This is a genomic window from Halovibrio sp. HP20-59 (genome assembly GCF_033052795.2).
GTDB lineage: Bacteria > Pseudomonadota > Gammaproteobacteria > Pseudomonadales > Halomonadaceae > Vreelandella.
In genome coordinates, this window is sequence record NZ_JAWJUW020000001.1 from 177,836 (window position 1) to 198,133 (window position 20,298).

At 53.8% G+C, this 20,298-nt stretch carries 16 protein-coding genes; 13 read left to right on the forward strand and 3 right to left on the reverse strand.

Features of this window, described 5'->3' with window-relative positions:
* The first annotated feature begins 194 nt into the window (after positions 1 to 194).
* From RZA33_RS00895 to RZA33_RS00920, 6 genes are all read left to right on the forward strand, one after another.
* A complete protein-coding gene (locus RZA33_RS00895) occupies positions 195 to 1,205 on the forward strand; it encodes a DctP family TRAP transporter solute-binding subunit (protein ID WP_317505961.1) in 1,011 nt (336 codons plus the stop codon).
* A 1-nt stretch (position 1,206) separates the two neighbouring features.
* On the forward strand, positions 1,207 to 1,686 hold the full coding sequence (locus RZA33_RS00900) for a TRAP transporter small permease (RefSeq protein WP_317505962.1): 480 nt from the start codon (positions 1,207 to 1,209) through the stop codon (positions 1,684 to 1,686).
* On the forward strand, positions 1,676 to 2,980 hold the full coding sequence (locus RZA33_RS00905) for a TRAP transporter large permease (RefSeq protein WP_317505963.1): 1,305 nt from the start codon (positions 1,676 to 1,678) through the stop codon (positions 2,978 to 2,980). The genes RZA33_RS00900 and RZA33_RS00905 overlap by 11 nt, the downstream gene beginning before the upstream one ends.
* Before the next feature lie 539 nt (positions 2,981 to 3,519).
* Complete coding sequence (locus RZA33_RS00910) at positions 3,520 to 4,500, forward strand: TAXI family TRAP transporter solute-binding subunit (RefSeq protein WP_317505964.1); 981 nt, start codon at positions 3,520 to 3,522, stop codon at positions 4,498 to 4,500.
* Between the two features lie 157 nt (positions 4,501 to 4,657).
* Positions 4,658 to 7,252: a TRAP transporter permease gene (locus tag RZA33_RS00915; RefSeq protein WP_317505965.1), complete on the forward strand. Its 2,595-nt coding sequence runs from the start codon at positions 4,658 to 4,660 to the stop codon at positions 7,250 to 7,252.
* An 11-nt stretch (positions 7,253 to 7,263) separates the two neighbouring features.
* Positions 7,264 to 7,692 carry a universal stress protein gene (locus tag RZA33_RS00920; RefSeq protein ID WP_317505966.1) on the forward strand — a complete coding sequence of 143 codons (429 nt, stop codon included), beginning with the start codon at positions 7,264 to 7,266 and terminating at the stop codon, positions 7,690 to 7,692.
* Between the two features lie 157 nt (positions 7,693 to 7,849).
* On the opposite strand, the gene RZA33_RS00925 is transcribed toward RZA33_RS00920, so the two are convergent.
* Together RZA33_RS00925 and RZA33_RS00930 are read right to left on the reverse strand one after the other, a co-directional pair.
* Positions 7,850 to 9,007, reverse strand: a complete 1,158-nt coding sequence (locus tag RZA33_RS00925) for a fumarylacetoacetate hydrolase family protein (protein ID WP_317505967.1) — start codon at positions 9,005 to 9,007, stop codon at positions 7,850 to 7,852.
* A gap of 190 nt (positions 9,008 to 9,197) precedes the next feature.
* The gene (locus RZA33_RS00930) at positions 9,198 to 10,397 is read right to left on the reverse strand and encodes an ROK family protein (protein ID WP_317505968.1); all 1,200 of its coding nucleotides are present in this window, start codon (positions 10,395 to 10,397) and stop codon (positions 9,198 to 9,200) included.
* 374 nt (positions 10,398 to 10,771) lie between these two features.
* Here RZA33_RS00930 and RZA33_RS00935 point away from each other — a divergent pair, with 374 nt between their 5' ends.
* The 7 genes from RZA33_RS00935 to RZA33_RS00965 all read left to right on the forward strand — a co-directional run bounded on the left by RZA33_RS00935 (position 10,772) and on the right by RZA33_RS00965 (position 19,627).
* The gene (locus tag RZA33_RS00935; RefSeq protein WP_317505969.1) at positions 10,772 to 11,509 is read left to right on the forward strand and encodes an SDR family oxidoreductase; all 738 of its coding nucleotides are present in this window, start codon (positions 10,772 to 10,774) and stop codon (positions 11,507 to 11,509) included.
* Positions 11,510 to 11,567: 58 nt separating this feature from the next.
* On the forward strand, positions 11,568 to 12,974 hold the full coding sequence (locus RZA33_RS00940) for a sugar porter family MFS transporter (protein ID WP_317505970.1): 1,407 nt from the start codon (positions 11,568 to 11,570) through the stop codon (positions 12,972 to 12,974).
* A gap of 340 nt (positions 12,975 to 13,314) precedes the next feature.
* A complete protein-coding gene (locus tag RZA33_RS00945; RefSeq protein ID WP_317505971.1) occupies positions 13,315 to 14,133 on the forward strand; it encodes a DUF2189 domain-containing protein in 819 nt (272 codons plus the stop codon).
* Between the two features lie 220 nt (positions 14,134 to 14,353).
* Complete coding sequence (locus tag RZA33_RS00950) at positions 14,354 to 14,839, forward strand: molybdopterin-dependent oxidoreductase (protein WP_317506205.1); 486 nt, start codon at positions 14,354 to 14,356, stop codon at positions 14,837 to 14,839.
* Positions 14,829 to 17,096, forward strand: coding sequence for a hybrid sensor histidine kinase/response regulator (locus RZA33_RS00955; protein WP_317505972.1), 2,268 nt, complete (start codon positions 14,829 to 14,831; stop codon positions 17,094 to 17,096). The genes RZA33_RS00950 and RZA33_RS00955 overlap by 11 nt, the downstream gene beginning before the upstream one ends.
* Positions 17,077 to 18,243 carry a nitric oxide-sensing protein NosP gene (nosP, locus tag RZA33_RS00960; RefSeq protein ID WP_317505973.1) on the forward strand — a complete coding sequence of 389 codons (1,167 nt, stop codon included), beginning with the start codon at positions 17,077 to 17,079 and terminating at the stop codon, positions 18,241 to 18,243. The genes RZA33_RS00955 and nosP overlap by 20 nt, the downstream gene beginning before the upstream one ends.
* Positions 18,212 to 19,627: a hybrid sensor histidine kinase/response regulator gene (locus RZA33_RS00965; RefSeq protein WP_317505974.1), complete on the forward strand. Its 1,416-nt coding sequence runs from the start codon at positions 18,212 to 18,214 to the stop codon at positions 19,625 to 19,627. Before nosP ends, RZA33_RS00965 begins: the two co-directional genes overlap by 32 nt.
* Here the strand turns inward: RZA33_RS00965 and RZA33_RS00970 are convergent.
* Entirely contained in the window at positions 19,595 to 20,272 is a 678-nt protein-coding gene (locus RZA33_RS00970; RefSeq protein WP_317505975.1) for a response regulator transcription factor, read from the reverse strand. The two genes, RZA33_RS00965 and RZA33_RS00970, sit on opposite strands and share 33 nt — an antisense overlap.
* Positions 20,273 to 20,298: the final 26 nt, after the last annotated feature.

A 20,298-nucleotide genomic window follows, 5' to 3' on the forward strand; every position in this document is an offset into this window, starting at 1 on the left:
TATAATTTCACCGCAGGGATACACGCCGAAAGTCGGTCGTTAATAGTCAACCGAATGGCTTCCTTTCAACAGAAGAATACCTACAATGGAGTGCCTGTTGCCAATATGTACTTACCACGGCAGTACTATTTAGGCGATCAGGTGGTTGAACCTATAATAAAGACACCATAAAAACCGATAAAAAAGGATCTACCATGACGCTGACACGCTCAATAGCTCGTTTAACGGCTGGCTTGGCCGGTGCGGCACTGCTCTCCGCTTCGCTTTCTGCACAAGCCCGCGAACTCTCAGTATCTACCGTTTTATCTGATGCTTTCCCATGGGGGCAGGCGGCGGAAAAGTGGGCGGAACTGGTGGAGCAACGCAGCGATGGTGAACTTACGCTGCGTGTTTACCCTAACTCTCAACTGGTTTCCGGTGATCAGACCCGCGAATTTTCTGCCATGCGTTCGGGTTTAATTGATGCCGCGGTGGGCTCGACCATTAACTGGTCGCCCCAGGTGCCGGAACTGAATCTTTTCTCTTTGCCATTTTTCATTCCCGATGAGGCTGCCGTTGATGCGGTTACCGGTGGGGAAGCGGGTGAGTTGGTGTTTGAAGCAATCGAATCACGCGGCGTTGTGCCGTTGGCGTGGGGCGAAAATGGCTTTCGTCAGGTCTCAAACTCACGCGGCCCAATCAGTCAGCCGGATGATCTGGATGGCCTGAAAATCCGAGTTGTCGGTTCGCCGCTTTTCCAAGACACCTTCTCAGCTCTCGGCGCTGACCCCACACAAATGAGCTGGACCGATGCCCAGCCAGCGCTGACCACTGGCGCGGTAGACGGTCAGGAAAACCCGCTTTCAGTGTTTGATGTTGCGCGCATCGACCAAGTAGGCCAGGAGTATTTAACGCTCTGGAACTATATGAATGATCCGCTGATCTTTGCGGTCAATCAGCAAGTATGGCAAACATTGAGCGAAGAGCAGCAGACTATGCTGCGTGAAACTGCACAGGAAGCCGGCGAGTGGGAAATCGCCATGACCCGTGAAGAAGAGAGCGAACGCCTAGCGGCGATTCAAGAGCGTGGCGTGACGGTGACGGAGCTTTCTGATGAGCAGTACCAGGCGTTTGTCGATGCCACCCAGTCCGTATACGAAAAATGGGCGCCGCGGATTGGCGAAGAAGTGGTAGAGGCCGCACAAGCCGCTATCGACGCTCGCTAGCATGAAAGGTGTTCCTGATGCGCGCCCTGAACGCTGGCTGGGGGCGCTGGCGTTAATCATTATCTCGTTGATCAGTCTGGGCAACGTCATTACTCGCTACTTAACCGGTGGCTCTTTTTCGTTCACTGAAGAGTTTTCGGTTTTTCTTTTAGTGGTGCTGACTTTTGCTGGAGCCTCGGTGGCGCTGCGGCGTAATCGGCATGTTCGCATTGGCTTTCTGGAGCGGGCCTTGCCTCCCAGGTACCGCCACGGGCTGATTCTTTTCCAAGCGCTTTGCGGCGCCATTGTCCTGGGGTTGATCACTTGGTACGGCGGCAAATTGGCCTGGCAAGAATATCAGTGGGAGTCGCTGTCGCCAGGATTGGGATTGCCCCAGTGGTGGTATCTAGTCTGGTTGCCGGTGCTTTCCGCTGCCATGCTATGGCGTTTGTTTCAGCAGACGGCAGATCGTTTGACTGGGAGGCTCACCGATGAGCCCTGATGTTTGGATGATTCTGGCGTTTGCTGGCCTGTTGATTGCGGGGGTGCCAGTGGCGTTTTCGCTGGCGCTTTCCGGGGCTGTTGGCATTGTAATGGGGTTATCGCCCGATATGCTCGCAACGCTGGGTACCAATACTTACAACAGTGTTGCCAAGTATCCCTTAATTGCGATTCCGCTCTTTATACTCACTGGGCTTATTTTTGAGCGCTCCGGTGTAGCGCTGCGCTTGGTGCGTTTTGCTCAGGCGCTGATTGGCCCACGCCATGGTGGTTTGGCGCTGGTCGCGGTGTTGGTATGCATGATTATGGGCGGCATGAGCGGATCTGGGCCTGCCGATGCAGCGGCGGTGGCGATGGTAATGCTGCCCAGTATGACTAAGGCGGGCTACCCCAAGCCGTTTTCCGCCACGTTAATTGCTGCATCGGCGTCTACCGCTATTCTGATACCCCCTTCCGTGGCGCTAATTCTTTACTCGATTGTGGTGCCAGGTGTCGATTTGCGAGCGCTGTTTGCGGCGGGGCTGTTTCCTGGCATTTTGGCGGGGATAGCGCTGCTGGTGCCCGCCATGATCGTTTCCAAACGCTACGGTTGGGAGGGCGGTACGCCAGTTGAAGGTGCTGAACGACTAAGTGTAAAAGCCACTTTTAATCAGGCGATACCGGCGCTGTTTGCCCCCGTGCTGATTTTGGGTGGTTTACGGTCAGGGTTGTTTACCCCCACTGAAGCCGCGGTGGTGGCGGTTGCCTATGGTGCTATTGTCGGGCTGTTTTTTACTCGTGAACTGTCGCTACGAGATTTGTGGGAGCTGCTGGGCGAGGCGGCGATTATTTCCGGCGTAGTGATGCTGATTATTGCGCTGGCAGGTATTTTTGCCTGGGCGGGAACCATGTTGGGTACCTTCCGCCACTTGGCCGAATGGATTATTGGTTTGACCGATAACGGCGTACTACTGCTGATTCTGGTGATGTTAGCGGTGTTGGTCGCGGGCATGTTGCTGGACGCAATCTCAATTTACCTGATCATGATGCCAATCCTGATTCCTGTGATGCAGCATTTCGAATGGAACCCGGTGTGGTTTGGCATTCTATTGGCGATGAATATTGCCGTTGGCCAGTTCACTCCGCCGGTAGCCGTCAATTTAATGGTGACCACCGAAGTGGCCAAAATTCGTTTAGAACAGACTATTGGATGGGCGCTGCTGTTTGTCGTTGCCATGTGCTGTGCGCTGGCGCTGGTGGCACTTTTCCCCGCCATCGCGCTGTGGCTGCCTACTGTATTGGGTTACAACGTTTGATGGCAGCTTCGTAGTGCTCCAATGGCAGGCAAAAAGGGTCTGTGTCGAGGCATAAACGGAAACCCTTATCCCCTATGCCAAAACGGTATAGGCGTAAACGCTTACTAAACGTTACTGAAAGTTAAACTAGTCATCATGAGCGCTTCAGTAATTATCAAAGCAAGCAAGCAAGCAAGCAAGCAAGCAAGCAAGCAAGCATGCAGGTGAGGTGAGGTGAGGTGAGGTGAGAGCGGGTGCGAAATAGCGACGGTCGCCTATAACACTTGCTCAAGCGCATGTTTTTCGCAGAGCGCTTTATTTTGCGCTAAAGGCTTAATTTTTCGCTAAAAGCTTGGTTTTTCGCTAAAGTAGTATTAGCAGGTAGCCAACGGTAAGCCTGTGACAACTTGTCTGAAAAACAGAATGTTTTGAAAATAGAACGTCTTGAAAAACGTTTTGGAGTAAGGCCACCTGAGAGAACAGTTCGTTAGGTGAGCCCAAAGCGCACGATGCTGATAACATCAAATACGCTCATAACATCAATATAAAGAGGTGTGTTCATGAAACGCCATGTATTTTCCACTGCCGCCTTCTCTGGCGCGCTGATCGCTGCTGCTTCCTTTGCCTCCCCGGCAATGGCACAGGATGACGAGCAATTCATCACCATCGGTACCGGTGGCCAAACCGGCGTTTACTACGTCGTGGGGCAGTCGATCTGTCGTTTGGTTAATCGCCTTGAAGACGCCAATATCAAGTGTAATGCACCTTCTACCGGTGGGTCTGTCGCCAATATCAATGGCATCAAGTCCGGCGAATTGGACATGGGTGTCGCTCAATCGGATGTCCAGTATCAAGCCTACAATGGCACGGGTAATTTCGAAGGCCAGGCCTATGAAGATCTGCGGGCTGTGTTCCGTGTCCACGGTGAGCCGTTGACGCTGCTTGCTCGTGCTGATTCAGGCATCGAGACACTCGACGATTTGGAAGGCAAGCGCGTTAATATTGGTAATCCAGGCTCAGGCCAGCGCAACACCATGGAAGTGGTGATGGACGCCAAGGGCTGGACCGAAGATACTTTCTCCCTGGCGTCTCAGCTTGATGCTGCCGAGCAAGCGGCGGCACTCTCTGATAATAACGTCGATGCCATGGTGTACGTAGTTGGCCACCCCAATGGTTCCATTCAAGAAGCGACCACCACTGTTGATGCCCGCCTGATTCCGTTGAACGACGAAGACATTCAGGGCATTGTCGATGAATACCCTTACTACTCCTCATCGGTCATTCCGGGTGGGCTGTATCGCGGCAATGACGAAGATGTCGAAACCTTCGGCGTGGCAGCGACCTTTGTAACAACCGCTGAGGTTGACGAAGAGGTTATCTATCAGACCGTCAAGGCGGTTTTTGACAACTTTGATCGTTTCAAGCGTCTGCATCCGGCCTTCGAGAATCTCGACCCGGAAGATATGGTGACTCAGGGGCTTTCCGCACCGTTGCATGATGGAGCGGCGCGTTACTACCGTGAACAAGGCTGGATCGAATAATCCTGCCGTCTGAGGTGTTACTGCCTCAGTAAGGAATGCGCGGCTACCCTAGGGTGCCGCGCTTTTTGGTTGAGGATGTTGATAGGGCGTTGAGGATGTTAATAGAGCATTTCGATATGGCAATTATGCGTCAATCGACTCGGAGCAGGACAGGCATATGACAGACGATAAAAACAGGTCTTCGCAAGCGGGGGGAGATTTGGAAGACATGGTCGCCTCCAGCGACACGGGCGCCCGCAAGCCAGCCGGCATGCCTGGAAAGCTCTTGGTAAGTATTGCGGCAGCGTGGTCACTTTTTCAATTGTGGATCGCTTCCCCGGTACCTTTTATTCTGGGTTTTGGTGTGTTCAATGCCACTGAAGCCCGCTCTATTCATTTGGCCTTTGCGCTTTTTCTGGCCTATATGGCCTATCCAGCCCTCAAGCGCTCGCCTCGTGACCGTATACCGATCCAGGATTGGGTGCTTGCAGCGGCAGCAGCCTTTTGTGGCGCTTACATGTTTATGTTTTACGAGCAGTTATCCCAGCGCCCCGGCGCACCAATACTCCAAGACGTTATTATTGGTGTCGCCGGGATACTGCTGCTGCTTGAGGCGACGCGTCGAGCGCTTGGTCCGCCGTTAATGATCGTGGCGGCGGTTTTTCTTATCTATAGCCTGGCCGGCCCTTGGATGCCGGGTATTCTTTCCCATGGTGGGGTGAGTCTCTTTGGCCTGATTAATCATCAGTGGTTGACCACTCAGGGTGTCTTCGGCATTGCGCTGGGGGTCTCAACCAGCTTTGTGTTCCTGTTTGTATTGTTTGGCGCCCTGCTCGATAAAGCTGGCGCAGGCAACTATTTTATCAAGGTGGCGTTTTCGCTGCTCGGTCACTATCGCGGTGGGCCAGCCAAAGCCGCCGTGGTGGCTTCAGCCATGACCGGTCTGATTTCAGGCTCTTCGATTGCCAATGTGGTAACCACCGGTACCTTTACGGTACCGATGATGAAGCGTGTTGGGTTTTCCTCCGAAAAGGCGGGTGCTGTCGAAGTGGCATCATCTGTCAACGGACAGATTATGCCCCCGGTAATGGGGGCTGCCGCTTTCTTGATGGTCGAGTATGTAGGCATCTCTTATGTCGAGGTAATTAAGCATGCTTTTCTGCCCGCGCTGATCTCCTATATTGCACTGGTCTATATCGTTCACCTTGAGGCCCTAAAGGCCAATATGCAGGGGCTTAAAAGCAGCAATCCACCTAAGCCACTGGTCACCAAAGTGATCGGTTTCCTTAGTGGTTTGCTTCTGATGATGGTTACCGCTTTAGTGGTTTATTACGGTCTTGGCTGGCTCAAGCCGGTACTGGGCGATGCGACACCTTGGGTGGTGGCTGTTGGGCTTACAGTGGTTTATATCGCACTGCTCAAGCTGGCTGCAGGTTACCCAGAGCTTGAGCTTGATGATCCAAGCCAGCCGATCTATTCACTCCCTCAGACCAAGCCGACGGTGCTGGTGGGCTTGCAGTACATCCTGCCAGTCATTGTGCTGGTCTGGTGTTTGATGGTGGAGCGTCTTTCACCAGGGCTGTCGGCTTTCTGGGCCACTGTCTTCATGATTTTCATTATTCTTACCCAGCGCCCCATCACGTCGATCTTTCGCGGACGCAGCGATATGAGTGCTGATCTGCGTGAAGGTGCGATGGACCTGTGGAACGGCCTAGTCACCGGTGCCCGCAACATGATCGGCATCGGTATTGCCACGGCCACCGCCGGTATCATTGTCGGTGCTGTATCCCAGACCGGCGTGGGCTTGGTGCTAGCCGAGGTGGTGGAAACACTGGCCATGGGCAACTTGATGCTGATCTTGCTGCTTACCGCCGTGCTTAGCTTGATTCTCGGCATGGGGCTGCCCACAACGGCTAACTATATCGTCGTATCTGCGTTGTTGGCGCCGGTCGTCGTGCAGTTGGGGGCAGAAAATGGCCTGCTGGTGCCGTTAATCGCAGTACACTTGTTCGTTTTCTATTTTGGTATTATGGCCGACGTTACCCCGCCGGTGGGGTTGGCGTCCTTTGCGGCGGCGGCGGTATCCGGTGGCGATCCCATCCGAACAGGTTTCCAGGCTTTCTATTACAGCCTTCGTACTGCGGCGCTGCCGTTTCTGTTTATCTTTAATACCGATCTGCTGCTAATCGATGTGACCTTCCTTCAGGGCATACTGATTTTTGTGGTGTCGACCATTGCCATGCTGATCTTCGCTGCGGCGACCCAGGGCTTCATGATTACGCGCAACCGCTGGTATGAGTCGATCATATTGTTGCTGATTGCGTTCACGCTTTTCCGGCCCGGTTTCTGGATGGACATGATCCATGATCCCTACGAATCCATACCCCCTGCGCAATTCGTCGAAGCGCTGGGCGATGTCGACGAAGACTCCACTCTGCGCTTACAGATAGCCGGGCTCGATGATTATGGCGATCCCATGACTACCTACATGCTCTTACCGGTACCTGAAGGAGAAACAGGCCAGGAGCGGCTTGATAATCTGGGCATGGAGATTTTTATTGAGGATGGCACGGCAACCGTTGATATGGTGACCTACGGCAGCCAAGCGGCACAGCTCGGTTTCGATTTTGATCAGGAAATCATCGAGGTACTGGCCCCCGTTGACCGTTGGACGAAAGAGCTAATGTGGATTCCTGCGTTTCTGGTCTTTGGGCTGATTGTTTTGATGCAGCGTCGGCGTCGTGATAGCACGCAAGCTGCCGCCACCGCATGAAGGAGAATGCCATGTACAGCAAGATCATGTTACCGGTGGATCTGAATGAGGAGTCTTCCTGGTCGAAGGCGCTGCCCACAGCCTTGACGCTATGCCGAACTTTCGGTGCCTCGCTTCATGTGGTGACGGTACTGCCGGACTACCGCATGCCTATGGTGGGCTCCTACTTCCCTAAGGACTTTGCCAAAAAAGCGCATATGGCGATTACCGATGCGCTTCACGAGTTTATCAAGGCGAATGTGCCTGACGATATCCAGACGCAAAGTGTCATTGTGGATGGTTCACCTTGGGAGGCCATTATCAAAGCGGGCAAGAAACTGGACGTGGATCTAATCGTCATGGCTTCACATAATAAGCGTAAGTTTGTCGATTATGTGCTCGGCCCTAATGCAGAGCACGTCGTGCACCATGCCAAAATGTCGGTAATGATTGTGCGCTAAAAGCATGAGGCGAGCGGGTACCCTTAAAGCAGAAACGTCGGGCAACTGAGCCCGGCGTTCTTTGTTAAGCCCCTTTAGCCTATACTAGGCAACTTACTGCAAAACCCGATACCCGAGGTCTATCGGATTGCGCCTGCGGGCTGCCAATTAGTGGCAATTAGCCTTTTTTCAAGAAGTGGGCATGCCACTGACGAATACCAAAGGTCCAGGGTGGCAGTCGATCCGAGCGATCAACCCGATTGACTAGTGCCCCTAGCGCGGATGTGGCAATGGTCACTTTATCGCCCAAATGGTGAGTAAAGCCCTGGCCCTGGCCGTCGCGATCTAGAATCGGTGAGAACATGGTGCCCAGGAACAGCATAAAGCCATCCGGATACTGATGATGCGGGCCGATTGTTTGATTCACGAGTTCTAAAGGATCACGACTGATCTGGCGCATATCGCTTGCATCGTCGAGTATAAAGCCATCATCGGTTCCTTCGATTCGCAGCGACACCCGGGCTTCGCGTACCGTATCGAGCGTAAAATGCGCGTCAAAAAGACGTATGAAGGGGCCGATGGCACAAGAGGCGTTGTTGTCCTTGGCCTTGCCCAGCAATAATGCGCTGCGCCCTTCGACGTCACGTAGGTTCACATCATTACCAAGTGTCGCGCCCTTGGGCTGCCCGATTGCATCAACCGCCAGTACAATTTCGGGTTCAGGGTTGTTCCACTGAGAGGATGAATGCAGTCCAACAGCACCGCCAAAGCCCACCGATGATAACGGTTGTGCTTTGGTGAACACTTCAGCATCGGGTCCGATGCCAACCTCCATGTACTGAGACCAGGCACCTCGTGCCTGTAGTTCTTTCTTAAGTGTCATTGCTTCGTCGGAGCCGGGAACAATCTTTGATAGATCACTCCCGATCAACGCCTGAAGTTCTTGGCGCAATTCAACGGCACGGGTGGCGTCACCCGCAGCCTGCTCCTCAATCACCCGCTCCATTAGGCTGACGGCAAAGGTCACGCCACAGGCCTTGATTGCCTGAACGTCGCAGGGGGCGAGCAGGTAGGGAGCACGCTGAGGATCGGCAAGTGAGTTGTCTATCAGCGTTTCAACTGGCCCGAGAGACTCGCCTTCAATTTGCGAGACAATGGCGATAGCGTCATCGCGATCCAGTAAATCGGCCATGCAGTAATAGGTTGCCGTGATATCGATGACCTGCCCGTGGCGGACCACTACCAAGGCAGGGCCAGGGTGGGGTGCGTCGCGCCATACCCGTCCCACCAGCAGGGCATTATCCTGGTCGTCGGGAAGAAAAGTTGTAGTGTGCAAGTGACTACCTCAAATGCTTATATTGTTTAATGGAGTGGCGTTCAGGCCTCGCGCTTACCGTCCACTAGGCGGCTTATGTCCACAGCAATGGTTATTTATACTGAAAGAGAAGAGAGGTATGTTCAAGCTATTTACTTAGTTGTTGGGGCCAACTTTAGTCGAGCTTGATATTGTTTGTACTTGTAAGCCATCAGAATAGCTCTGGGCCGTGTATCACCCTGGCCAGGACCTGAGCGGCGGCACCACGCGCCGCCACGAAAGTGCTGTCCTCGACAACACGCAACGGCACACGTTGCGTAGTGCCCAACAAACGATGCTGGTTGGCTTCAAAATATGTCAAGGCCGGCTCAAGAAATGTGTTACCAAGCTGGGTAAGTGAGCCACCCAATACAATCTCGGCAGGGTTCTGAGTGTGGTGAAGATTCAGGATAAGCATGCCCAGCGCTTCACCGGCTCGGCGCAATGTGCGTATTACCTCTTGCTCCTGCAAGCGTGGCCCGAGCGTTTGGATGAGGTCATCTTTGTCATCAATCCCTAAGACGGCACGAATGGACCAGCCACTGACAAGGGTTTCAGCACATCCACGATTGCCGCAATGGCAGTAGAGCCCGCCTGGCTGAAGGATGGTGTGGCCAATTTCGCCAGCCAAGCCCTGTATGCCGCGCGTGAGCAAAGGAGAATGACTACCTTCGGCCATGCCACTGCCTATCCCCGTTCCCGCGCTCACGTATAGAAGCGATTCGGGAGTCTTGCCGGTGCGGAAGTAAAGCTCGCCGAAAGCGGCTGATTTGGCCTCATTGTCCATCAGCCAGACCCCCTTCAGTTCCGGGAGGTGGGGGTTCAACAAGTCCAAAAAGCGCACATCTCGCCAACCCAGGTTAGGAGCCCGCCGTAACAAGGCCTCGCCGGTGGCAATGGGTCCTGGTAGCGCAACACCCATGCCTAAATTTTCACGGTGGGATACCGCTGGGCTTCTCATTAGCTGCTGTAACAACTCGGCTAGTCGCTCAGCTGTGGATTCTGGAGTGGTGGGGATAAAAGGTTCGTGATGCGCTTCAAGTACCTTGCCTGATGGGGCGCAAGCGACAAGCCGTAGCCGGTGGACTCCCACTTCAGCACCAAGAAGGTAATGGCGATCATCATTGAGGTGAAGCGCTCTGCCGGGGCGGCCGCCACTGCTTTTCTGCAGATCACCTTCTTTGAGCCATCCCTGATTCAGCAAGGACTGAACCCCCGAGCCTACGGTCGCCTTGGTCAATTGCGCCTGGGTGGCAATATCAGCGCGGGTCAGCCCGGGAACCCGACGCACCATTTCTAAAATCGCACTGCGGTTCAAGCGCTTGAGGAAGTTGAGGTCGCCTGCTCTCTGATGGTGGTAACTGGTTGCCATGAATGAAATGAAGCCTCTCCGACCTAGTATGGTGCTAAACGTTAATTTTAACTGGTTTCATCGGTAATTTCTGTGCTTATAGCAAGGTCGCGTTGAAGAAAGATAAACCGCTACTTCACCTTCGCCGATCGGTTGGCCCGGGCTTTACTGGCTTCTGCCTGGCCAGACCCTCGAGCATTGCTATCGGTTTTTCACCCTGTTGAGTTAAACCTATGTCGTATAGATATGCCGGTGCGAGGGATTGATAATCGAAACTTAGTAATTAGTACATACTAAGTAGTCCGTACTAAGTGCCGGTTTTTGATAGTTTCTTCTCGGAAAGAAGACTCTCGCCGTACAGCGGTTTAATTTTTGACAGACCATGGACATTTCTTATGGGTACAGCAATTTATCCCGGCCTTGAAGGTAAACGTGTCGTGATTACAGGGGGAGGATCCGGCATCGGCGCCGCCCTGGTCGAAGCTTTTGCCGAGCAAAAGGCCGAGGTGCATTTTCTGGATATCTGTGCAGAAGAATCACGAACCCTGGTCGAACGTCTGGGGAGTCACGTGAGCTTTTACCATTGCGACCTTACCGATCTCGACGCACTAGAGGCGACGTTCAAACGCATCGGCGCTGTCGATGTGTTGGTCAATAATGCCGCCAATGATGACCGCCATACATTAAGCGAGATCACACCGAGCTATTGGGATGAGCGGATCGCCGTCAATCTGCGTCATGTCATGTTCGCCATGCAAGCGGTGGCGCCGGGCATGAAAGCGATGGGTGGTGGATCGGTGATTAATTTAGGGTCGATCAGCTGGCATCTCGGCCAAGAACACTTAGCGATCTATGAGACAGCCAAGGCCGGTATTGAAGGCATGACACGGGCCATGGCTCAGGAGCTGGGAAAAGACAACATTCGCGTGAATTGTGTCATTCCTGGCAACGTCAAGACGCCCCGCCAGTCTCGATGGTACAGCCCTGCCGACGAACAGAAGATCGTCGATGAACAGAAGCTCAAGGTCCGCATTCATCCACACCATGTCGCCAGCATGGTGACGTTCCTGGCTTCCGACGCAGCTGCCGCTTGCACCGCACACAATTACTGGGTCGATGCAGGCTGGCTGTAAATCGTCATCTTGAGATGACAATTCCACACGATAAATACAACTTCATTGGGATTTAACTATGACGAATGATATGACTCGCAGGCGAAGCCTGTATGTATTTGCCATTTCCTGTGTAGCCGCCATTGGTGGTTTTCTATTCGGTTTCGACAGTGGGGTAATCAACGGCACTGTCGATGGCCTTCAGCGTGCCTTCAATTCCGAGAGTGTAGGCACCGGCTTTAATGTTGCCTCGATGCTGCTGGGTTGCGCCTTTGGTGCTTTTTTTGCCGGTCGGCTGGCGGATCACTTTGGCCGCCGTACGCTCTTGATTGTCGCCGCTGTCTTCTTCTTGGTCAGTGCTTGGGGATCTGGCATTGCCGGTGGCTCCCTTGAGTTTGTGATTTATCGCATTTTGGGCGGGATGGCCGTCGGTGCAGCCAGCGTGATGGCACCTGCTTATATCAGTGAGGTGGCGCCCTCCGCCTATCGCGGACGCTTGGCCACTATCCAACAGGTAGCCATCATCTTGGGGCTATTCGTGGCTTTCCTGAGCAACTATCTCCTGGCCAATATGGCCGGTTCATCAGTGGCTGAACTATGGTTGGGGTTTGCGACATGGCGTTGGATGTTCTGGGTTGAGCTGTTTCCAGCCGCCATCTTCCTGATCGCGCTTATGTTTATTCCGGAAAGTCCTCGCTTCTTGATGACGGCAGGTAAGGAGGACAAAGCCAGACGTGTATTGAGCAAGTTACTGTCAGATGATGAAGTTAAGACCAAGATTTCTGAGATTAAGGAATCCTTGGCTGATGATCATCAACCGAGCCTGCGTGATGTCATCAACAAGCAGACGGGCAAGGTTCATGGCATCGTCTGGGTTGGCATCGGGCTGGCCGTATTCCAGCAGCTTGTCGGGATTAATGTGGTCTTCTACTACGGGGCTGTTTTGTGGCAATCCGTCGGGTTTTCCGAAAATGATGCACTGCTGATCAATGTTATTTCAGGCGCAGTAAGCCTTGGCGCCTTGGTCATTGCTATCGCATTGGTTGATCGTATTGGCCGCAAACCGTTGCTATGGGTCGGGTCAGCAGGTATGGCCGTGACGCTGATTGCCATGGCCTACGCCTTTTCGACCGCCAGCATGGTTGAGGGATCATTGAGTTTATCTGACAACATGGGGGTGATCGCACTCCTGGCGGCTAATGCCTATGTTCTATTCTTCAATGTGTCCTGGGGGCCGATCATGTGGGTCATGCTTGGAGAGATGTTCCCGAATCAGATGCGTGGTTCAGGGCTTGCCATCTCAGGCTTATTCCAGTGGGTCTCAAACTTTGCCATTACCATGAGCTTCCCGATCATGCTCGCAGGTATTGGTTTGGCGGGGGCCTACAGTATCTATGCCTTCTTTGCGGTGATATCGATCTTCTTCGTGTTAAAACTTGTCAAGGAAACTAAAGGCAAGGAACTGGAAGAAATGTCCTACGAGTGAAGTCAATCCTGAAGCACCAGTCTAAACGGCTGGTGCTTTTTGCTTTCTGATTTTCAACTAGCGGCATTGGCCGCGGTAGATGACGCTTTTGGTTATATATGCTTTTACTAACACAGCAATTTAATTAGCGCTTTGCAGCTATTTCGTGGATTTTTTGTACGCGTATCTCAAAGAAGTCTCCCATAAGCGCATTGGTCAGCTACATTAAAATAGTATTAACGCATGATGTTAAGCCATTAAGCTGTTGTTAACGCCTTTAGTAGGCAGGGTAATCATCAGGTTGGTGGGGTGAGTACATCCTGAATTCAGGGTTTATATCAGGAACGACAGGAGTAATGCCATGAATGCGGCCACAACAAAAACAAAACAACCTTCGGATGCGCCCAGCGTAAAGATCATTATTAATAAGGTGGGTTTTGATCGGCCCAGAGCGTGGCTAACAGCAGGAGTAGAAGACTTTCGCCGTGCCACCGTGGTGAGTCTTTCCTATGGGATGTTTTGGGTGGGCCTGAGTATCGCCATTACGCTAGGTGCTTACACGCTAGGCTATTGGTACTGGCTGCTACCCATGATTGCGGGTTTTATGTTTATTGGCCCGTTGGTTGCTGTGGGCTCGTACGGCATTAGCCTGGCTCTTGAGCGGGGACGAGTCCCCAATTTGGGAGACGCTTTCGGCAGTTGGAAACCCCATGCTGGTCAACTGGCCATGATGGGCGTGATGATGATGATCTTCTTCCTCGCCTGGATTCGGCTAGCAACGCTGCTGTTTGCGCTGTTTTTTGGTTTTGAAGTGCCTAGCCCTGCCACGCTTTATACTTCCTTACTGACCACCTCAGAAGGTTTGGGCATGCTAGCGGTTGGCACTGTGGCGGGGGGAATCCTGGCCTTTGGGGCTTTTGCTATCAGCGTTGTGGCCATCCCTACGCTAATGGATCAGGACCTCACCTTTATGGAGGGTATTGAAGCCAGCGTGCGTTGTGTGGCGCGTAACTTCCGTGTGATGCTGCTATGGGCAGCGATCCTGACCGTGTGCGTGTTGATAGGTGTTATGACGTTCTATATTGGTTTAGCGCTGATTTTGCCGGTGTTAGGCCACGCGAGCTGGCATGCCTACGAAGATTTAGTGCGCTTTGAGCCGATTGAGAATGTACCTTCTTAATGCAATTTGCCGAGTAGTACCGCTCTGCGTCGTTCACAACTGAGCTGCCTACAACAGTGATAAATGTCTAACAAATGGCGGCGAAAGGCAGTATTAGACCTGACCTAATTAAGCAGATGGCGTAATCTTTACGCTGTCTGCTTTTTGCTACTTTTTTGACCATTACGTAAGTAGCCCATGTGAGGTGTTTACTGTGAAAGCGTTATTAATAGTGTGGGGTATGTTAATGCTCAGCCTCCCCCAGATGGGGCTAGCTGAGACAGCAGAGGGGCTGGGCTTGCCTAAAGGGCCCGTTATTCTGACGGTCAGTGGGAACATTGCCCATACCAATGCGGGAAGTAACGCGCAGTTTGATCGCGCTATGTTGGCAGCGCTGCCTCAGCAAGAATTTGAGACAGGAACCCCTTGGACAGACGGCCGTAACCACTATCGCGGGCCGCTAATGCGTGAGCTGTTGGCGTATGTAGGTGCTGATAGCGATACCGTGCACGTGGCGGCGCTTAATGGTTACGAAGCTGACATCCCAGTCAGTGATTTTGAGGATTACGATGTCATATTAGCGCTGACAAAAGATGGAGAGGCTATTCCGATTCGTGAATATGGCCCTTTATGGGTGCTCTACCCCTTTGATCAAGATGAAGCGCTGTTAAGCGAAAAAATCCGCTTTAGAGCGGTATGGCAGGTTATGCATATTAATGTTCTCTAGCGCTCCTAGTGCGCAGGCTTCCAACCTACTGCGTTATCCTCGTCGTTTTAAGCTTGTTGCCATTGTCGCGGTGTTACTGTTCGCTGCGGCGTTGGTCGTCGCTACCTTGGCCGCTTGGCGGCAGGAAAATCTTACCCAAAGCCTGCGCGAAGATACCGCCTGGGTGGTCTACAAGTTAGATCGCGATGCGGTGCAATTACTAAATCATCTATTGGCCATCACCCATGAGCCATCGGCGCCGTCGATTCATGATGAACTTAACCTGCGTTTTGAGCTGCTATACAGCCGGATAACGTTGCTCAACGACGGAGAAGTCAACACGCTGCTGCAAGAAATCGATAAGGCAAGCGAGCTACTGCGCGAAATCCAGCGGCAACTGGATGTCCTGGATATCATGTTTGAGCCCTACAGAGCCCTTGAGCTAATGCCGGTCATGGCGCTGGAAGAGGAGCTAGAGGTATTAACGCGCCTTACCGAACGCCTAGTCATCGTTATAAACGGCTATTTGGCAGAATCTGCCACGCAAGAACGTGCGCAACTCAGTTTGCTCTACAAACTCCTTATGTCGTTGATTGTGGGCATGAGCCTAGCAGCCTTCCTGGTGGTTGCGTTCTTGGTGCGCGAAATGCGTGAAAGCGCTGCGATAAGGCGCGAACAGGCGCAGCTTGGCCAGCAGTTGGAAGCGACTGCCAAACAGGCTCAGGCGGCGAATCAAGCCAAATCAGATTTTTTAGCCATGGTCAGTCATGAAATACGCACGCCACTCAACGGGGTTATCGGCATGAGTGAGCTGTTACGTGAGCCGGTAAGTCCTGCTCAGGTAGAAGATTACGCTCATACGATCCACGACAGCGCCAACCAATTGCTGGCGATGATCAATGAAATTCTCGATTTCTCAAAGATCGAAGCAGGGCACTTAACCCTTGAAACATCGCCTACGGAACTCAAGCCGCTGATCGATAGTGTTGTCGTGCTATTTGCGCCCCGAGCAAAAATGAAAGGGATAACGCTATCGGTTAATGTCGATGCACTGGTGCCTGCCTGGGTGCTTGTCGATGCAGGTAGGCTGCGGCAAATTCTGCTTAATCTTATTGCCAATGCGATTAAATTCACCGATCACGGTGATGTCAGCGTACGCGTCTCTTCGACGGTGGATCAGTTACTGTTTGAGGTCAGTGATACGGGCTGTGGTCTAAGCGAACAGCAACAGCAACGTCTATTTGAGCCTTTCCAGCAGGCGGATGAGTCGGTGGCACGTCGATTTGGTGGCACCGGGCTAGGGCTGGCAATTTGCAAACGGTTAAGCGAAGCCATGCAGGGGCGATTAGGGGTAAAAAGCCAATTAGGTCAAGGTAGCACTTTCTGGTGCGAGTTGCCGTTGATCGCTGCTGACCCCGTATCCAGGGCACTGCCTCCTTCCCCCAAACGGGACTTTACCGGCACAACGCTGCTGCTTGTAGAGGACAATGCCATTAATCGCAAAGTCGCGATGGGCTTATTGGCGCGCTTAGGTTGCGATGTCGTCTGGGCTGAGAACGGACATGATGCCTTAGCCATGGCCCAGTCCCAACAGGTGCATTTGATCTTTATGGATATTCAGTTGCCCGATATGGATGGCTTGATGGTTACCCAGCGTTTGCGGGAACAGGGTGGATGGCTGGCCAGTGTGCCGATCGTTGCCATGACCGCTGGTGGCGCTGAAAATGATCGACAACACTGCCTAGCGGCGGGTATGGATGATTACATCACTAAGCCACTGTCGCTTCAGACGTTGAGTAACGTATTGGCGTCGCAGCTTTTTGCGAACGCTGGCACAACGCCTTTACAGGCGTTATCGCTAACGCCAGCAGCACCACAAGACATCTATCAATTGGCTGACAGCACCCCATTGCTCAACAGCGGCACTCTCAGCATGCTAAAAACGGCGCTAGGAGAGGCGAGTCTGACCCAGCTGATTATGCTTTATCATCAACAAGTAAGCGATTACTTCGCGCAAATGGCTGATTGTTTGGCTACCTCCCCACTGACCATGGGCCAAGCCCAACATGTTGCTCGGCTTGCGCATCAACTGCGTGGCGAATCGGTTAGCGTGGGCGGCGACCAGCTCGCCGAGCAGGCAAAGACCTTGGAGCAATTGGCGAATACGCGTCAACACGCGCCAGGCCAATTGGATGAGGTATTCCACGCGCTGCGCGAAACTGCCACCCATACGCATGCCGCACTGGAGAAATGGCGTCGTGATCACTTACCCGATTGAGCAAGGCGTTCGCACTGCCGCCAGCCAGCACAGCGATGCCCAGGTCGCGGCGGCTGAGCTGGCCGCCGCGCTACGTCATGAAAACTTGGGCTTTGTGCTGTTCTTTTGCAGTGCGGAGTATGACTTAGTTGTCCTGGCCAGCGCCCTCGAAAGCCAGTTTTCCTCCGTGCCGCTAAGTGGTTGTACCACGGCGGGAGAAATAACCCCGCTCGGCTATGATCGAGGATCGATTGTGGCGATTGGGTTTGATTGCCGTCTGTTCGCCATTGAAACGGCGCTGATCGACGACCTGGAGCATTTTGAACTGGCCAACGCTCAGCCACTGGTCGATAGCCTGTTGGAGCAGTGTCGGCGCCAAACGGTGGCGCCAATCAACGAGCACAGTTTTGCGCTGACTTTACTGGATGGCTTATCCAGTCGTGAAGAGCAGGTGCTCGCCACCTTAGACGCTGCGCTGGGGCGGATTCCCAGTTTTGGCGGCTCCGCCGGGGACGATAATCATCTTAACCATACCCATGTGTACACTGCCGGGCACTTTTACACCCGAGCGGCGGTGGTGGTGATGATCAACACTCGGCTGCCCTTTGAGGTGTTTTCCACCCACCATTTAATCCCGCTGGCCCACAAGCTTGTAGTGACCGAGGCTGACCGCGAGCAGCGGCGGGTGCTTGAACTCAACGGCTTGCCCGCTGCCCAGGTATATGCCGAGCTGGTAGGCATTGCGACTGAAAAGCTCAACGCAGCAATTTTTGCTCGCCATCCATTGGCCGTGAGCATCGGTGGGCAGCACTATGTACGTTCCATTCAGCGTGTTAATAGCGATAACAGTTTGAGTTTCTACTGTGCAGTCGAAAACGGCATTGTACTGACCGCCATGCAGCCCACGCCGCTACTGGATAATCTCAGCGTGATGCTTGCTGGAGTAGGTGCCCGCCTAGGCGCGCCGAATATGATTATTGGCTGCGACTGTTTTCTACGCCGGATGGAGCTCGAGGCGTTACAGCAGTTGGATCAGGCATCGCAGCTGCTGCGCCAGGCAGGTGTAGTGGGGTTCAATACCTATGGCGAACAGCATCACGGCATGCACGTGAATCAAACGTTTACGGGGGTGGCGTTTGGATCTCTTTCAGCTAACCACCAACATTGACCCAGCGGATGCCGCAGCGCTGCGGGAAGAGAACCGCCGCCTGCGTAAAGTGTGCCAAGCGCTGATGGAGCGGGTGGAAACCGGGGGCGGCGCCGACCCCGCGCCCTATGCCGCGTTTGAACGATCGGTATTGCTTGCCGAACAGGTGCGTGAGCGCACCGACGCGCTGCACCGCACCTTGGACGAACTAAGCCAAGTCAATACGCGCCTACTGGCCGCGAAAGCCGAAGCCGAGGCCGCTAACCTCTCCAAAACGAAATTTCTGGCGGCGGTCAGTCATGATCTACTGCAGCCATTAAATGCCGCCCGACTGTTTGCCAGCGCGTTAGAAACCCACTCGCTTCCTGATGCCTCACAAGCCCTTGTCGGCCATATCGGCCGCTCGCTGAAAGATGTTGAAGGTCTGATAGGCACGCTAGTGGATATCTCGCGTTTGGACGCTGGTGTACTTCACGCCGATAAAGCGCCCTTCGCGGTGAGCACACTGCTAGATGTGCTAGCCGAAGAGTATCGCCAAGTGGCTGGGGTGCGAGGGTTGGCACTGCACTACGTGCCTTCCAGTGCGGTGGTCGAATCGGATCTGGCGCTGCTGGCGCGAGTGGTGCGTAACTTCTTAAGCAACGCGGTGCGCTATACCGAGCAGGGTCGCGTGCTGCTGGGTTGTCGGCGGCGACGTGACGGTTTGGAAATTATGGTGGGCGATACCGGCCCCGGCATTCCCGAGCAGCAGCGGGAAGCAATCTTCCTGGAATTTCGCCGCGCCAACCAAGCAAACAATCCCCACAGTCGCGGTTTGGGGCTGGGGCTCGCCATCGTTGACCGTATCAGCGCCATGCTGGAGCAGCCGATCTCGCTCGCCTCTCGCCCCAGCGTGGGCGCGCTGTTCTCGATTACCGTGCCCTATGCAACGGCGGCTACTCCCGCAGTGAGCAACACGCGCCCGGCACTGCCGCCTGACGCTGGCGAGCACCCTTTCAAAGAAGAAAACCCTTTAAGAGAGGACCCGTTAAGCGGCTGTGTCATTTGGGTGATTGACGATGACCTGGCGATTATCGAAGGCATGCAGGCGCTGCTGGGCAGTTGGGGCTGTCGAGTGCGCGCCGCCGCCACGGTAAGTGCGTTAGAGGCCGCCAGCGACGGTGAGCGCCCCGCAGTACTATTGGTGGATTACCATTTGGGCGACCACCGTGAAAACGGTATTGAGTTGGCCGCGCGACTGCAACGTCGTTATCCAGGCCTGGCAGCCGTTGTGATTACCGCCAATCATGAAGCGGAGATTAAGCGCGCGACCCGGGAAGCAGGCATGCACTGCTTGCTTAAACCGTTAAAGCCCCTGCGGCTGCGCATGCTGCTAACGGGTGCGGTTGGCCCGGTAAAAGCTTAGATCCTCTTCGCTGGCGATAACAATGGCGTGAACCCGGCTGGTGGCGTTCAGTTTGCGCAAAATTGCCGAAACATGGGTCTTAACGGTGGTTTCGGCAATCAACAACTCCCGGGCAATATGCTTGTTCGACATGCCTGTCGTCATGCACGCCAACACCTCTAACTGCTTATCGGTTAAACGTGCCAACCGCTCGCTGGTCGATGAAGCATTGACGATGGGTGGCACCGAAGAAGTGAGCGGTGCTGGGCGACGCATGATATCAGGCGGCAGGTAGAGCTGGCCTTCAAGGATCTGCATTAACGCGGCCAGCAGCGCTTCCCGAGGTGTGGATTTTGGAATATAGCCCACCGCGCCGAGGGTAATGGCATCAAGCACCAGCTGGCGCTCTTGATGGGCAGAGACAATTGCCACCGGCAGCCAGGGAAATACCTCACGTAACCGCGTCAACCCCTCCAGTCCCTCGGCATCCGGCAAGCTCAAATCCAGCAGCAACAGATCTAACTCAGTGTGCGCTTCAATTAGCGCTGTCGCATCAGCGAGGCTCTCCGCTTCCAATAGCTGACTGCCTACCAAGCCCCCGCTAATCACGGTTTGTAGCGCGTCGCGGAACAGCGGATGGTCATCCGCCACCAACAGGGAATACATGGCGTCTCCTACCAAGGGATGAGGGC